The 15,552-nt window shown below is 40.7% G+C and carries 18 protein-coding genes; 4 read left to right on the plus strand and 14 right to left on the minus strand.

The window, feature by feature from the left end; genetic code table 11:
- Positions 1-204 precede the first annotated feature (204 nt).
- Together zapE and B3R63_RS02140 are read right to left on the minus strand one after the other, a co-directional pair.
- Entirely contained in the window at positions 205-1,341 is a 1,137-nt protein-coding gene (gene zapE / locus B3R63_RS02135; protein ID WP_005014676.1) for a cell division protein ZapE, read from the minus strand.
- An 87-nt stretch (positions 1,342-1,428) separates the two neighbouring features.
- Positions 1,429-2,436 carry a helix-turn-helix domain-containing protein gene (locus B3R63_RS02140; protein ID WP_005014677.1) on the minus strand — a complete coding sequence of 336 codons (1,008 nt, stop codon included), beginning with the start codon at positions 2,434-2,436 and terminating at the stop codon, positions 1,429-1,431.
- Positions 2,437-2,588: 152 nt separating this feature from the next.
- Between B3R63_RS02140 and B3R63_RS02145 the strand changes: the two genes are divergently transcribed.
- Together B3R63_RS02145 and B3R63_RS02150 are read left to right on the plus strand one after the other, a co-directional pair.
- Positions 2,589-4,100, plus strand: a complete 1,512-nt coding sequence (locus tag B3R63_RS02145) for a flavin-containing monooxygenase (protein WP_005405558.1) — start codon at positions 2,589-2,591, stop codon at positions 4,098-4,100.
- A 47-nt stretch (positions 4,101-4,147) separates the two neighbouring features.
- Positions 4,148-5,056, plus strand: coding sequence for a lysine exporter LysO family protein (locus B3R63_RS02150; RefSeq protein WP_119878683.1), 909 nt, complete (start codon positions 4,148-4,150; stop codon positions 5,054-5,056).
- A 126-nt stretch (positions 5,057-5,182) separates the two neighbouring features.
- Here B3R63_RS02150 and pyrF read toward each other — a convergent pair whose 3' ends face one another.
- Both pyrF and B3R63_RS02160 read right to left on the minus strand, forming a co-directional pair.
- Positions 5,183-5,863 carry an orotidine-5'-phosphate decarboxylase gene (gene pyrF, locus B3R63_RS02155; protein WP_248122224.1) on the minus strand — a complete coding sequence of 227 codons (681 nt, stop codon included), beginning with the start codon at positions 5,861-5,863 and terminating at the stop codon, positions 5,183-5,185.
- Positions 5,864-5,976: 113 nt separating this feature from the next.
- Positions 5,977-6,525, minus strand: coding sequence for a helix-turn-helix domain-containing protein (locus tag B3R63_RS02160; protein ID WP_005014681.1), 549 nt, complete (start codon positions 6,523-6,525; stop codon positions 5,977-5,979).
- A gap of 90 nt (positions 6,526-6,615) precedes the next feature.
- Here B3R63_RS02160 and B3R63_RS02165 point away from each other — a divergent pair, with 90 nt between their 5' ends.
- A complete protein-coding gene (locus tag B3R63_RS02165) occupies positions 6,616-7,272 on the plus strand; it encodes an AzlC family ABC transporter permease (RefSeq protein ID WP_286728183.1) in 657 nt (218 codons plus the stop codon).
- Entirely contained in the window at positions 7,269-7,595 is a 327-nt protein-coding gene (locus B3R63_RS02170) for an AzlD domain-containing protein (protein ID WP_005025594.1), read from the plus strand. Before B3R63_RS02165 ends, B3R63_RS02170 begins: the two co-directional genes overlap by 4 nt.
- Before the next feature lie 84 nt (positions 7,596-7,679).
- On the opposite strand, the gene B3R63_RS02175 is transcribed toward B3R63_RS02170, so the two are convergent.
- From B3R63_RS02175 to gspK, 10 genes are all read right to left on the minus strand, one after another.
- Positions 7,680-8,045, minus strand: coding sequence for a lipopolysaccharide assembly protein LapA domain-containing protein (locus B3R63_RS02175; protein WP_286728184.1), 366 nt, complete (start codon positions 8,043-8,045; stop codon positions 7,680-7,682).
- Between the two features lie 21 nt (positions 8,046-8,066).
- The gene (locus B3R63_RS02180; RefSeq protein ID WP_248131003.1) at positions 8,067-8,372 is read right to left on the minus strand and encodes an integration host factor subunit beta; all 306 of its coding nucleotides are present in this window, start codon (positions 8,370-8,372) and stop codon (positions 8,067-8,069) included.
- Between the two features lie 156 nt (positions 8,373-8,528).
- On the minus strand, positions 8,529-10,202 hold the full coding sequence (rpsA, locus tag B3R63_RS02185; RefSeq protein ID WP_005014687.1) for a 30S ribosomal protein S1: 1,674 nt from the start codon (positions 10,200-10,202) through the stop codon (positions 8,529-8,531).
- A gap of 105 nt (positions 10,203-10,307) precedes the next feature.
- Positions 10,308-10,991, minus strand: a complete 684-nt coding sequence (gene cmk, locus B3R63_RS02190) for a (d)CMP kinase (protein WP_005014688.1) — start codon at positions 10,989-10,991, stop codon at positions 10,308-10,310.
- Positions 10,992-11,001: 10 nt separating this feature from the next.
- The gene (locus tag B3R63_RS02195) at positions 11,002-11,436 is read right to left on the minus strand and encodes an SRPBCC family protein (protein WP_286728185.1); all 435 of its coding nucleotides are present in this window, start codon (positions 11,434-11,436) and stop codon (positions 11,002-11,004) included.
- 82 nt (positions 11,437-11,518) lie between these two features.
- A complete protein-coding gene (tadA, locus tag B3R63_RS02200; protein ID WP_286728186.1) occupies positions 11,519-12,010 on the minus strand; it encodes a tRNA adenosine(34) deaminase TadA in 492 nt (163 codons plus the stop codon).
- 3 nt (positions 12,011-12,013) lie between these two features.
- Entirely contained in the window at positions 12,014-13,138 is a 1,125-nt protein-coding gene (locus B3R63_RS02205; RefSeq protein ID WP_111280930.1) for an enoyl-CoA hydratase/isomerase family protein, read from the minus strand.
- The gene (ung, locus tag B3R63_RS02210) at positions 13,135-13,848 is read right to left on the minus strand and encodes a uracil-DNA glycosylase (protein ID WP_286728187.1); all 714 of its coding nucleotides are present in this window, start codon (positions 13,846-13,848) and stop codon (positions 13,135-13,137) included. The genes B3R63_RS02205 and ung overlap by 4 nt, the downstream gene beginning before the upstream one ends.
- 44 nt (positions 13,849-13,892) lie before the next feature.
- Positions 13,893-14,489, minus strand: coding sequence for a 6-pyruvoyl trahydropterin synthase family protein (locus B3R63_RS02215; protein ID WP_005025581.1), 597 nt, complete (start codon positions 14,487-14,489; stop codon positions 13,893-13,895).
- 96 nt (positions 14,490-14,585) lie between these two features.
- Positions 14,586-15,530, minus strand: a complete 945-nt coding sequence (gene gspK, locus B3R63_RS02220; RefSeq protein ID WP_286728188.1) for a type II secretion system minor pseudopilin GspK — start codon at positions 15,528-15,530, stop codon at positions 14,586-14,588.
- Positions 15,531-15,552 lie beyond the last annotated feature (22 nt).

Raw genomic sequence — 15,552 nt, forward strand, 5'->3', positions numbered from 1 at the left:
TTATATTCAGCCGCTTTAAATTTACTTATAGTGGATAAAGAGAGAGGTTTCGAAAATTAGACTTAAGTACCAGCTTTTCTACCTATCTTTTATAACTTTTACAATAACTGATCACACGTATTAAAGCAAAACCATGCCGATACTGCGCGGTTTTATTTAATATAAATAATAAAAAAGCGTTCCGTAGAACGCTTGATTAAAATTTTACTGGGCGCCGTGAATTTGCTTGTGCTCTGAATGCAGATACTCATCTGACTGCATTTCCAGCAATCTTGAACGGGTACGCTCAATTTCAAACGCCAACTTCTCTCCCTGGTAGATATTAATAATATCGTCTTGAGAGGTAAGTAAAAGTTTTACGCCCCGATCATAGAACTCATCAACCAGATAAATAAAACGTCGGGTTGCATCATTAATCTGATCAGTTAAATGCGGAACATTACTGACCAGTACCGTATTATAAATATTGGCTATTTCAATGAAATCTGACGGGCTGCGAGGCTTAAGGCAAAGCTCTGAAAATTCACACCATAACACATCTTCAGTATGACCGATAGTCTCTACAATACGGTTATTGATAATAATTGATTCTTGAGACTGCACCTGAGTCTGGGTCAATGCAGAAAACCTTTGGGCGATCCACTGCTGTGCTTCGTGGCTGAGCGGTGCCTTGAAAAGCTGCGCCTGTTTTAACACCCGTAACCGATAATCTACTCCAGCATCTACATTTAACACAACACAGTTTTTTTTGACCATTTCAATGGTAGGTAAAAAACGGTCACGATGAATACCATTTTTATATAAACCATCTGGTGCAATATTTGAGGTCGCTACCAGTGTAATACCGCGCTGGAATAATTTTTGAAACAGATCGCTCAAAATCATGGCATCAGTGACATTTGATACAAAAAATTCGTCAAAGCAAATAATAACTGCATCTTTGTAAATCTGGTCAGCCACCAGATCTAGGGGATTACGCTGGCCAGACAGCTTATTTAACTCACGGTGTACATGTTGCATAAAGTGATGAAAATGCATACGTAACTTACGGCGAAATGGGATAGACTCAAAGAATTGATCCATTAGCCATGTTTTTCCACGGCCAACCCCACCCCACATGTATACACCACGCGGTGCAGTTTGCCGGCGAAAACGGCGAAATGCTTTTTTAGAAGCCTTATATCGATGAATCAATTCATGCCAGACCCGATCCAGCTCCTGCACAGCTTGTGCCTGTGCTTCATCAGGTAAAAATTGTCCAGAAGATAAAGCTTGAGAATAACGCTCGGCTGGAGAGACGGGTGAAAAAGCTGTACTGTGTGATGATTTAAGCTCTAGCATATAATTCTGATACGTTTTATGGGCTAATGGGAAGTATAACGAAGAATATAGTGAAACATATAAAACTTTGGCATAAGCCGACTTAGGCTATTTACTATATTGTCTTGGGCTTTGTCCGAACCAGCGCTTAAAGGCATGATTAAATGCGGCAGGTTCTGAATAGCCTAGTAACTCAGCAATAACCTCAATTGAGTACTCTTTATATTCAATCAGTTTTAATGCTTTGTTTTTAATCAACTGTTCTCTAATTTCTTTATAACTGGTATTGAACTGTTGTAGCTGATGGCGCAAGGTACGTTCTGGAATACCAAGTGCTTGTGCAGTCTCTGCCATAGTAGGAATTACCCCCTTTTGCAGCTCTAAATAGTCATGTACACGCTGAATAAGTGAAGGTATTGCATCATCATGATTTAAACGTTGTAGCTCACTAATACATTTAGCTTCATAAACCCGATGGGTAATTGGATCTGCAGAAGGAATTTTGATTTCAAGTACTTGCGAATTTAATCCAAATTTCGCCTGCTTAAAACCGAAGTGCAGATCTGCACCATAATAATTCTGATACAGCTGTAATTGCTCTTTATCTTCAGGTGCTTTAAAAGGCAACTCAACTCTTAAAGTAGGTGCAACCAGTCCCATCATTTTATAAATATCTTGAATAAATTTATAAGTTCCCGAAATTTCGCATTGGGCACGTAGCAATCCCATATCTGAGTTCAGGTCTACTGGCAAATATGTCAATGCAACCTGATGAGTCATGACTTCAAGGCCTAAAGTTCCAAATAGGTGAGTAAGACCCTGGTATTGGATCCCCTTTTCAAGAGCAGTCTGGATATTATTACTGGTTACAAGGAGCATCAGCAAAGGGCCATAACCGGCAAGCGCGTAATGCTGCCCAATAAATAGTCCTGTTTCAGGCTTTACCCCTTCACCCACAACTTTTTGTATATCCCATTCCAAGCTGGGATGAATAATAGAAGTCGGATCCAAAGCATCCGGCTTGATACCAATTGTTGCGAGCCGTGAATCAACATCAATTCCAGCGTTACGCATACCTTGTATTAAATACATCAAACCGAGAATAGAACGCTTCATGAATAATTCAATTTACCCTGACCTGTCTGTTTTACTATAAAAATCTCATCTTTTTAATTGCCGAATCTATCAATATTTATGTCGCTGCTATCATGGGCCAATATAAGCAAAGCTGTATAATCTGTATAAAAATAGAACGGACTTAGCAGAGAATGCAGAAAAATAATATAGAACCTGTAACTGGACGCAGAGTAAAAGTTGCAATTATTGGTGCGGGATTTGGTGGTTTAGCCGCCGCAATTCGGTTATTACAGCAAAACATTGATGACTTTATTATTATTGAAAAAACAGGAGATGTAGGGGGCACATGGCGCGAAAACCGCTATCCGGGAGCTGCCTGTGATGTGCAGTCACACATGTATTCTCTGTCTTTTGCGCCAAAAACAGACTGGTCAAAGCGTTATGCCGAGGCACCAGAGATTTTTGAATATATACAAGATCTTACTGAAAACTATCAACTGCGTCAATATATTCAATTCAATACAGAAGTCACTGGAACTTTTTATAATGAACAGTTAAATACGTGGCGTATTGAAATTGATAGGCAGGAGAATATAGAAGCCCAATTTGTGATTTTTGCTTCCGGGCCGCTTCATGTACCGCAGATTCCCAAAATAAAAGGTATTGAAAAATTTAATGGGAAAATTTTCCATTCATCACAATGGGATCATCAATATGATCTGACAGGTAAAACAGTTGCATCGATTGGTACAGGTGGCAGCGCCATTCAATATATTCCAGAAATAGCTTCACAGGTGAAACAGCTCTATGTAATGCAGCGTAGTGCAGCTTGGGTCATTCCACGCGACGAACGCAAATATGGCCAGTTGGAGAAAAACCTTTTTGCTCAGCAGGAATGGTTCAGGAAATTACATCGGATCCGGCTGTACTGGTCAAATGAATCACGGGTTATTCCAATTGTGCAGCCATTTGCTATGCGCTATGTAGAAAAACTAGGCCGCGCTTTTATACGATTCCAGGTTAAAGATAAAACTATCGCCAAGAAACTTACACCTGATTATATTATGGGCTGTAAACGCATCTTGGTATCAAATAAATATTATCCCACCTTCAACCGGAGCAATGTTGAACTTGTAACTGATAAGATTCGGGAGATTACTGAAGACAGCATTATTACTCAGGATGGTCAGACCCGAAGAATTGACTGCCTGATCTATGGTACAGGTTTTATCACTGATCCCCGTGTTTACCTAAAGAATTTTCCATGCATTGGCCAGCATAATCAATCATTAGCAAAGGCTTGGGAAGATGGCGCTGAAAGCTATTATGGAGTAAGTACCAAAGGTTTCCCAAATCTGTTTCAGTTATTAGGTCCAAATACTGTTTTGGCGCATAATTCCGTTTTGTTTATGATTGAATCTCAAATCGAGCATATCTTGCAATTGATTCAGCTGGTTGAAAAAACTCATACTCAGGCAGTCGTCGTTAAAGCCGAAGTACAGGATCAATTTAATCATCGAGTCCAAGACATGCTTAGAGGTACAGTCTGGCAGTCTGGCTGCACCAGCTGGTATCAGCAAAATGGCGGCAAAAACTTTTCCCTATGGCCTACTTACACCTGGCGATACTGGCTAGAAACCCGAAAGGTAAATCCGTCGGATTATCATTTTTTGGGAAATAGCACCATAAGCCGTGCAGCTTGAATTTTTCCCTGACATAATAAGCAGGTGTTGATTGCATCTGCTTATTCATGACTTCTCTTATTCTGGTTTTACAAATTTTTTTAGCCTTGATTTTAGGCTTTTTATCTGCAAAAAAATTACCTGTTCCTGTACAAAAATTTATTTTCAAAATTTTGCCATATTTTTCTTATCTGCTATTAATAAGTGTATCACTTGAACTTTTTCAAGCTCTACAACAGTTACAGCATCCTTTATATATTTTAAAACCTGCCTTATTAATTGCTCTACTGACCTCATTAGGATCTTTCTTTGTCTGTTTATTTGCTTATCAATGGCTAGACCGTAGCAGTGTCAAAGGTTCAATTTCCTTACACCTGTTTTTAAAGGCAATTAAGAATATCAGTTATGCTCTGCTGGCTCTAATGGCGGGTGCAGGCATTGGCTGGCTGATTAAATTATCTGGAAACGAATATTCTTTTAACAGCTGGTATCTATTACTGGTTTTTATTTTACTAATTGGTGTGGAGCTGGCTCATACCCATTTTGACCGTGCCTGGTTAAGCTGGAAAATTTTGGTTGTTCCATTAGCGGCTTTTATTGGTTCTGGCTTGGCTGCATTATTATGTATTCCTTTATTACAGAGTTACACAGCGAATGAAATTCTGGCCTTAGCTCAAGGTTATGGCTGGTACTCAATGTCTGGCATCCTGCTGAGTCAGATTCACTCTCCACAGCTTGGTAGTATTGCCCTGCTCACTGATCTTTTCAGGGAAGTTTTTGCAATTTTACTGATGTATTGTATCGGTTGGCGTTTTCCGCGTTCGGCAATTTCTAGTGCAGGAGCAACTTCCATGGATGTAACACTTGCCATGGTCAAACAGTCTTGCGGGACTCATTATGTTCCTCATGCCATGATGAGTGGCCTAATCTTGACTTTACTGGCACCTCTACTTATAAGCTTTTTTATATTTTTATAAAATAAAAAATATAAGTTTGAATTTATTTGTACTTGATCTAAATCCTCAGAAGGTTATGCCCAAAAAACAAAGCTAATAAACTAGTGATCAGCTTTGTCTGCAGTAGTTAAACTTAGGATTACTCAATTATAAGCTGGCTAGAATTTCTTTTAAGGCTCCGGCAGGATCAGTCGATTGTGTAATTGGACGCCCAATTACTAAATGGGTTGAACCATCAAGCATAGCCTGTTTTGGAGTCACGATACGTTTTTGGTCATCCGCACTTGAACCGGCAGGACGGATACCGGGAGTAACCAGTGCAAAATCTTGTCCTAGTTCCTTACGTAATAGTGGAGCTTCCTGGGCAGAACAGACGACACCATCTAGACCACTTTCCTGAGTAAGTTTTGCCAAGCGTTTAACCTGCTCAAAAGGCTCAATATCTAAACCAATATCACGCAAATCATCACGTGTCTGTGAGGTTAGTACTGTTACTGCAATCAGTTGGGTAGGATACTGTCCTGCTTTTAATCGCTCTACACAGGTTTCCATCATTTTACGGCCACCTGAAGCATGAACATTTACCATCCAGACCCCAAGATCAGCGGCGGCACACACTGCTTGAGCTGTAGTATTCGGGATATCATGAAATTTTAAATCAAGAAAAACTTCAAAACCTTTATTTTGTAAGTTTTTAATAATTGATGGACCCTCATGAGTAAAAAGCTCTTTGCCCACCTTGACACGACACAGTGATGGATCAAGTTGATCTGCAATTTTCAGGGCGTCATATTGGCTTTTTGCATCTAAGGCAACAATAATACTCACAAGTTTAATTCCATCTTATAAAAATCGGCCAATTATAAAGTGATTCATGCCATGCTCAAAGCAGGAATATATTGATAATGCAAAAAAGCCTGGTTATCTTTTCTAAAACATATTTATCTCTGTTCAGAGATCAGAATAGCTCTCGTATCATGTTCTAAGGCCTCAAAAATATGAGCCTGATCGGCAGGATAACAAATGTAATCCCCTTCATTAAGCACAATCGGTTCTGAAACCAAGCCTACTTTAGCCTTACCTTTCATAATAATAATATGTTCTATACTTCCGATTGGATGTGGCTGACTGCAACGCGGTTCGCCTGGATGTGTGGTAAGGATATAAACGTCTCGTCTGGCACCTGTGGGACAGTTTGCCAGTAATATTGCCTGATAATGAGCAATTTCAGAACTGACGGATGGGCCTTCGCCAAAACGAATAACCTGTGTTTGTGCAGTATTAGCCTCCATTAATTTTGCAAATGGAATATCTAGAGCCACACATAGAGCCCATAATGTTTCCAAGCTTGGATTTCCTTGCGCAGCTTCCAGTTGAGATAAGGTTGATTTGGCAATACCTGCGCGGCGGGCTACCTCTGTCAATGACAATCCCGCTTTTTGTCTTTCTCTTTGTAGTCCTTTAGCCACTATCTCAATAGGTAATGTCATAATTCACCATAAAAAACAAATGTTCGTTTTGACGAACAATATAAAATTAAACTATTATATCGTACGATCGTTTGATATAGAAAACAAAAGATGTGCAATGAAGAGCGAAACAAATTAGTTAAAACTATCACACTTATCTCGGTGGCAACCGGTATTGTAGGCATTTCTTTAGGGTCGATTGCAGCCAGTTTCCATATACCTTTATGGATTCCTCTAGCTTTATCTATATTTGTATTGGCAGGCGCTGCAGAGTTTACCTTCATTGGTTTGATTGCATCAGGTGCCAATCCAATCTTTGCTGCATTGACCGGTATATTAATTAATTTAAGGCATTTCCCTTTTGGCCTATCAGTTGCTACTTTTATTGAAAAAAATACTTATCAATTTTTTGCTTGCCATATTATGAATGATGAGAGTGTCATGTTCGGCCTCAGCCAAGAAAATACTCGTTCAAAAAAGTGGGCCTACTGGATGTGTGGTTTAGGCATCAGCATGCTTTGGCCGCTTGGTGTATTTATCGGTTATCTGCTTAGCAAAAATATTCCAGATATCTATATTTTTGGTATTGATGCAGCATTCCCAGCCATTCTTTTTGCCTTAATCCTACCAATGCTCAAGAATAAAACCACACGAAATCGAGTATTTCTGGGTACATCACTTTCCTTGGCCTCTATTCCCTTACTTCCAACAGGTCTTCCTGTTTTGGTGTCTATGTTTGGTTTAATAATAGGACGAAAAACAAAATGAAATATAGTGAAAGTTATATATTTATAGCGATTATAATTCTTGCATTAGGTACCTATCTGATTCGTTATTCTGGGTTCTATTTAGCCAGTCGCATTACATTTAAAGAATCTCATCAACAGCTCTTTGCAGACTCTGCTTGTGTGCTTCTGTTTAGCTTAGCGTTATTCAATACACTATTTACTGAAGATCATTTTAGTGGCATGAGTAAATTAGTCGGAGTTTTAGTTGCAGTCGTATTTGCATGGAAAAAGTATTCTTTTATCATAGTCATTATGATTGCAATGACCGTTACAGGTATGTTGAGGTATATAGGCTTTGCATAAACAAAAAAAGCTCTTTATTCCAATAAAGAGCTTTTAAGGTTCTTATAAAATCAGCTGGATTTTATAAGAGTTAAACTAGAAAAATTATAATGGTGTACGATTCTGGCTTTCCGAATTAATATCTAAAACTGTTTTTTCATGTCGGGCACTTGCTGCGGCTTCGGCAGCTGCTAGCTGAGCAGTATGAATCTGTTCTTTACGTAAATGCTCAATGTCTTGGCGAAGGCGTTTAATCTCCCAATTGCGTTGAAATACGCGGAATACTTGCACACTAAGAAGCAAACCTGCAATGATTCCCAAGCATAGGGTCAATAATAGTAAAAGTCCCAAACGCATAGCCGGTACTTGTGTAAATAACAAGTCAACTGAAAGTTCGGTTCCATTTTGCAGTACGAGTGCAAGTGCATAACCAAATACAATAATTAATAAGGCGACTAAGAGATAACGCATAAACACCCCACATGATTAAGTTTATTTATTGCCAGATTCGTTTACTGCGTCACGGAGTGCTTTACCCGGTTTAAAATGTGGTACGGCTTTCGCTGCAACTTCTACCGCTTTACCAGTTTTAGGATTACGGCCAACACGTGGTTCACGATGGTGCAATGCGAAACTACCAAATCCGCGTATTTCAATACGATTGTCTGTAGACAGCGCTTCAATCATCTGATCAATCATGATTTTTACGGCCTCTTCAACAAGAGGTTCAGCCAAATGCGGGTTTTTCAGTGCAATTCGCTCTATTAAATCGGATTTATTAAGTGCTTCAGTAGTCATCTATGACCTCTTAAGTTATCAAGCTACTCTAACTCTTGCAGATAATAACCTGTTTAAATACAAAACGGTAGCGCAGTACACTAATACTACGCTACCGTTTACAGTATTTGTATAAAAAGTACTAAGTAGTTACACTACTATGTCCTTTTTTACATATTACTTCATTTGAGCCTTGATCAAGTCACCAATCGTCTTAGGACCATTGTCTTGATTAGTTGAAGTCTGACGCAGGTTAGCTACAGCTTCTTTCTCTTCAGCTTCATCTTTCGCTTTGATAGACAGGTTGATAGAGCGAGATTTACGATCAACATTGATGATCTTCGCTTCAACTTCCTGACCAACTTCAAGGAATTTAGTTGCATCTTCAACGCGATCACGGTTGATTTCAGAAGCTTTCAGAGTAGCTTCAACTTCGTCAGCCAACTTCACAGTTGCGCCACGAGCATCAACAGCAGTTACAGTACCTTTAACCAAAGCACCACGTTCGTTAGCAGCAAGGAAATCATTGAACGGATCGCTGTTTAATTGCTTGATACCTAGGCTGATACGATTGCCTTCAGCATCTACAGATAGGATAACGGCTTCAACAGTGTCACCTTTCTTGTAACGACGGATTGCTTCTTCGCCCTGTTCATTCCAAGAGATGTCAGACAGGTGAACCAGACCATCAATACCACCTGGCAAACCGATAAAGATACCAAAGTCAGTAATTGACTTGATTGTACCTGAAACTTTTTCACCTTTGTCGTGGTTCTTAGCAAACTCTTCCCATGGATTAGCACGAGTTTGTTTAATACCAAGAGAGATACGACGACGCTCTTCGTCCACTTCAAGAACCATAACGTCAACTTCGTCACCGATCTGAACAACTTTAGATGGGTGGATGTTCTTGTTAGTATGGTCCATTTCTGAAACGTGTACCAAACCTTCAACGCCTTCAGCAATCTCAGCGAAACAGCCGTAGTCAGTCAGGTTAGTTACACGAGCTTTAACGATAGAACCTTTAGGATAACGGTTCATGATCGCCATCCATGGATCTTCACCAAGCTGTTTAAGGCCTAGAGATACACGGTTACGCTCACGGTCAAACTTAAGCACTTTAACAGTAACTTCTTGCCCTACTTCAACCACTTCTGATGGGTGCTTGATGCGTTTCCAAGCCATATCAGTGATGTGTAGAAGACCATCAATACCGCCCAGGTCAACGAATGCGCCGTAGTCAGTAAGATTTTTGATCGTACCAGTAACTGTTTGACCTTCTTCAAGCTGAGCAAGAAGAGCTTCACGGTCAGCTGAAGATTCAGCTTCCATTACTGCACGACGAGATACCACAACATTATTGCGTTTAGCATCAAGTTTGATTACTTTAAATTCTAACTCTTTGCCTTCAAGGTGAGTTGTATCACGGATCGGACGAGTGTCTACCAGAGAACCCGGCAGGAACGCACGAACTGGACCGATATCAACTGTGAAACCGCCTTTAACTTTACCAGAGATAACACCAGTAACGATTTCGCCGTCTTCAAAGATTTTTTCAAGTTTAGTCCAAGTTTCAGCACGTTTTGCTTTTTCACGTGATAAAACTGTTTGGCCCATACCGTTGTCAAGAGCTTCAACAACAACGTCTACAGTATCACCAACTTGAACTTCAAGTTCACGCTGGTCATTTAAAAATTCAGCACGGTCAACAACGCCTTCAGATTTAAGGCCAGTGTCAACAGTAATCCAGTCAGCATCGATGCTTACTACAACACCTTGGATGACTGCACCCTTTTCAACGTTAAGGTTTAATTCGCTTTCTTCAAAGAGGGCTGCAAAAGATTCGGTCATGATATACCTGATAAAGTCAACGGTCTTGGATCAGACAAGGCCGGTTTAGTTAAACATCCACATAGTCCATAAGAACTGATCAAGCTATGCTTCTGTTGATATTCTTTAATGCGCTAATCGGGCATCGACATAGTCGACCATCAACTTAAACACTTGATCTATGCTCAAATTTGAGCTATCAATAATATAAGCATCTGGTGCAGGCTTAAGAGGAGCAACTTCACGTTCCATATCTCTTTTGTCGCGCGCCTGTATATTAGCTAAAATGTCGCTTATTTTAACATCCAGCCCCATACCCTGCAACTGTTTTACGCGGCGCTCTGCACGCGACTCGGCAGATGCAGTCAGATAGATTTTCGCCTGCGCTTCAGGAAAGATAGTTGTAGCCATATCCCTACCATCTGCAACTAGGCCAGGCTGCTGTGCAAAATCACGCTGCCGTGTAAACAGGGCTGCGCGCAGTTCTGGCACAGCAGCTACTTTTGAGGCATATTCTCCAACCCGTTCAGTACGAATAGTCTGAGTAACATCTTCATCATCTAAATAGATTTTCGTGCCCTGATCAGTGCTTTTAAAGCGTATATTCAACTGTGCAGCAATATCTGCACAGACAGCCAGGTTGCTTTCCAATTCTTCAAACAGGTCACGTTTATGTAATGACAGCCCTAAAAGTCGATATAAGGCTCCCGAATCAAGTAAATGATAACCATAATATTCGGCGAGCTTCGCTGCTAATGTCCCCTTTCCTGAACCACTTGGACCATCGATAGTAATAATTTGAACTGTCATTAATTTTCCATCAAGAAACTGATTTTGCTAACTTTGAGAGACCTAGTGTAATCGCGCCTTTAAGCTGTGCAAGTATTAATTTACTGACAAACGGTGCCTTTGCCTGCAATTCAATCCGGTAGCGCACTAAAGTTTTATCTCCTGCTAGTTCTTCAAACTCAATTCGGCCTAAATGATGTCGGATTAAAGGATTTTTAATAATCTTATATTCAATACACTTATTTTCTTCAAGCAGTGTAATCTCTTCTTGCAGAGGTTTAACTGGTCCATATCCCATACGGCGAACTGATCCGACCCCGTCCGGACGCTGCGGATCAGCTGAGTCTTTACTACGCACGACCTGTATAGGTGCAAATGCTGTATTATATGTTGAATGCTTGGAGAGCAATTCAAAGACTTCGGATACAGGCGCATTAAACTGTTTTTTTACTTCAATATAATCCATTTTCTTTCCTGTGTTTTTTATTGAAAATTGATAATTTGGAGAGTTCTGAAACCATGATGGTATCTATTTTATGGAGATTAGTTCAGGGTTTACTCTGCTGACGCTTCTGTTCACGTCGCATTCTAAAGAAATCACTTAGCTGTTGTGAACACTGTTCTTGTAAATAGCCTGATTCAAATTGAAATAGATGATTATAATAACCACTCTCTAATAAGCGGCGCGCACTGACGAGCGACCCGGCTTTAGGCTCAGTAGCTCCAAAAACCACTCTCTGCACCCGTGCGTGGATTAATGCTCCTACACACATTGTACAAGGCTCAAGAGTGACATATAAAGTAGTATCATCTGGCAGTCGATAATTTTGTGTTAATTGACAAGCCTCTCGAAGGGCCTGTATTTCTGCATGAGCTGTTGGGTCATGCTTGAAAATTGGCTGATTATGTCCTACACCAATAATCTGGTTATTACTTACAATTACCGCACCTACCGGAACTTCCCCTTTTGACGCTGCAAGTGCAGCCTGCTCATAGGCAAGCTGCATCCAGTAATGATCATCGAATTCATGTTGCTGCATATATCAGTCAATCACCTGATATTGTTTAAGTAGTCTGTTCCAGCTTTCATTTGTGGTTACTGGTGGTTGATCACCCAAGATACTGCGCAGACTTAAATCGGCACTTTGTTTCCACTCAGGTGACAAATCTTTATCCACCAGTCGTGCACGTACTCCTTCAACAAAATCAGGATGGCGGATTTTCCAGTTGGAAATTTGAAGTTCAAGCTCAAATACTTCGTTCCAAGAATGAACCTGACGCCCCCATTGCCATAACAGCCAAGTAAGTGCCGCTGTGGCAGGCGAGCCCTTTTGCAGATTTTCGCTTGCCTGACGCAACCAGTCACTACGAGCATCACTTAAACCAATAATAGCCTGATAGTCCTGTTCAAAATTTATACCCCGGCAGACACTATGAATCACATCAAGTGAATTCTGTAATGGGCCTGGGGCCACCGGTCGGTGCAGGCTGTTTAAGGTATCATCAATCGCACGGAAACTTCCTGCAGGATAATGATTCCAATCAATACTGATGACTTTTTGTAATACTACATCACGCTGTGCATCACAGATATGGGTTGCCCAACCGATGCCATAAGCGCCAGCAGAGGTCATAATTGAACCCGTCAGACCGGTAAATAAACCTATCGGACCCCGATCTGCCAAGAAACGGCTTGCACCGACATCAGGGTATAAACCAATATTAATCTCAGGCATAGCTAACCGCGAATAGGGAGTGACCAGCCGGAACGGTGCTGCCATAAACAAGCCCAGCCCACCTCCCATAACATAACCTTCTCCCCAGACCAGAATTGGTTTGGCATAATTATGAATGAGTAAATCCAGTGCGTATTCCTGTTCAAAAAACCGGTTCGCTGTATCTACTTCATGATTAATGACTAATTGACGTAGTTTACGAACATCTCCACCTGCACAAAAAGCTTTTGGTGTTGTTGAATCTAACCAGATAGCCTTGACCTGATCATCATGCTGAAAATCTTCAAAAGCCTTCAGTAATGCAGAAACGATAGATTCATCCAGAGCATGCAAGGATTTCGGACGATTTAAACGTACTATACGCCAGCCATTATCCGCGGCTTCAACGACCAAGTCAGGATGATAAGAATTTAGTGAGGGAGAATTTGTCATGCGTCCAGCTGCCAGTCTATAGGCTCAATGCCATGTTGTGTTAAATAATTATTTGTTTTGGAGAATACTTTACAACCGAAGAAACCACCACGGTTGGCTGCCAAAGGAGAAGGGTGAGCAGCTTTCAAGACCAAATGTCTGTCTTGATTAATTCGCTGTCCTTTACGCTGTGCATATGCACCCCATAAAATAAAGACAACATGTTCCCGCTGTTCATTTACCACATCAATCACATAATCGGTAAAATCTTCCCAGCCCTGCTTTTGATGAGAAGTTGGCTGGCCTGCCTCAACAGTCAATACGCTATTTAGCAGTAATACGCCTTGCTTTGCCCATTTGGTCAGATCACCATGGTGAGGCTCAGGCACACCCAGATCAGTATGCAGTTCATGAAAAATATTACGTAATGATGGCGGTAAACCTACACCACGATGTACAGAAAAGCTCAACCCGTTGGCCTGATTAGGCCCATGATAAGGATCCTGCCCCAAAATTACGACCTTAACCTGGTCAAGTGGAGTCATATTTAATGCCTTAAATATTTCCGGGTTTGGGGGATAAATTGTTTTTTGAGCTTTCTTTTCTTCTCGCAAGAAGTTACGCAAGTGTTCCATCTTGGCACCCAGCAAAAAATCTGCCAAGGCATATTTCCAACTTTCGTCTAACTGAACCTTACTCAATTTTTTATCTTGCTGCTCAGTTAACTGCATGCCTTTTTCCTTAAAGTCTTATCCAAAATAAAATATCCGAAGTTTTAAAGCTTGACCTGCAGCTCAACTCCAGGATTTTCAAATTTTAAACCCTGTTTCAATCTTTCATACATGGTCGGATCGGCCCATTCTTGCTGAACCTGTTCAGAAAATTCGATCTGTTCAAGCTGTAATAAACCCATTTGCCTATTTTCTATATCTTCCTGAAAACTCTGTGCATAGCCTGTATCTGTTTCATGCACAATTACCGAGTAAACCTCAACATCACCTTCCCCGTTCTGGGTAACGGTTGAATTTAGAACCTGCTGGGCTAGAAAGAAGAAAATACGCGAAAACTGTTCAGCAGAGGGTGAAACAGGCAGAGCTATCCAACGCGCACTAAATTTTTTGCACGCTGCAATATATTCCTGGTCATCATTTTGCCAAAAACAGATGGCATGGTCAAAACTGTCGAAAAGATCTTTGATCACCCCTTTCAACAGGCCGAAGTCATAGACCATCTGTCCATGATCCAACCGGTTAGCCTTGAGTAACAATTCAACCTTGTAGCTATGGCCATGAATCGAACGCTTACAGCGATCCGAGGTGCAATTTCGCACGATATGGGCGTTTTCAAACTTAAATAACTTACGAATTAACATGCGCCGAATAGGTAATTGACTGCAAATATTTTTAATTATAAAGCAAAAGTAAAGTAGTTCGCAGCTATTTTTATAACTGCTCACAATTCATGCAGTCTAAAATGGGGCAAGACTTCGAAAATATACATAGATCTGGTTTTCATCGCGCTTAAAGTATGTTGTGAACTGCCGTTTACGTTCTGAAAGCCGTACTTCAATTTCAGCTTTAAAAAAATCTGACTTTATATCTAGCAATAGATTTACTTGTGCTTTGTTGGTAGCACTTATCTGATCGAATGGCTCAAGTCCCCACAAATCGCCTGTAGCATTAAAGTATTCCATATTACTTTGCTTACGCTGCAAAGCATCTGTGACAGCATTCAGATCAAGCTTCTCATCCATACTGGCAAGAACCAAAGCAGGTGCTGTATTGATATTAATTTTGGTCTCTGCTGGTAATGCACTTACATAAGGCGCTATCAATTGGTATTTTTTTCCTTCGAACCCTCTTACCTGCTTCAGCTCTTCAATACTAAAAAACCGGGTATTGGGAGTAAGATGAGGTTGATTCAAACCTTGATAATAACTGCTTTCTGCGCCCATAGCACCTATAGTCAGATCGTCTGGGTCCTGCCAGTCAATCACTGCCTGGCTTAGTTCGGCAGGCAGACCAACACGGATCAGCAAGCGCTCAAACCAGGCCTGAGCATCCGGATTAACCGTACCATCTGCCTTAACCAAATTATTTAAATTAAACTTTCCGCTTTCATCTTTTAAACGACCTGAAATATAACCGTCTTCTACGGGAAAGGCGGGCATAGGCTGTGCCCAAATTTCCTGTAAATGATCAATATCTCCAGCATTTTCTTTGTCTTGTTGCAGGATTTCAGAGAAAAATGCTTCAGCACTTTTTGCATAGAGTAAAGATTGGTCCTGTCGCATCAGGTAAGCGGTATTATCTGCTGTCTGACTTTGCCGCTTGGCAATAGTGGCAGCCAGAATGGTTGCCAAGGCAACCATCATCAGAATAGTAATAAGTGCTATACCCTGTTGCTGCCGCATAGTAATCCCCAGTTTTTTACTT

The organism is Acinetobacter sp. UBA1297, from assembly GCF_002307755.1.
GTDB lineage: Bacteria > Pseudomonadota > Gammaproteobacteria > Pseudomonadales > Moraxellaceae > Acinetobacter > Acinetobacter radioresistens.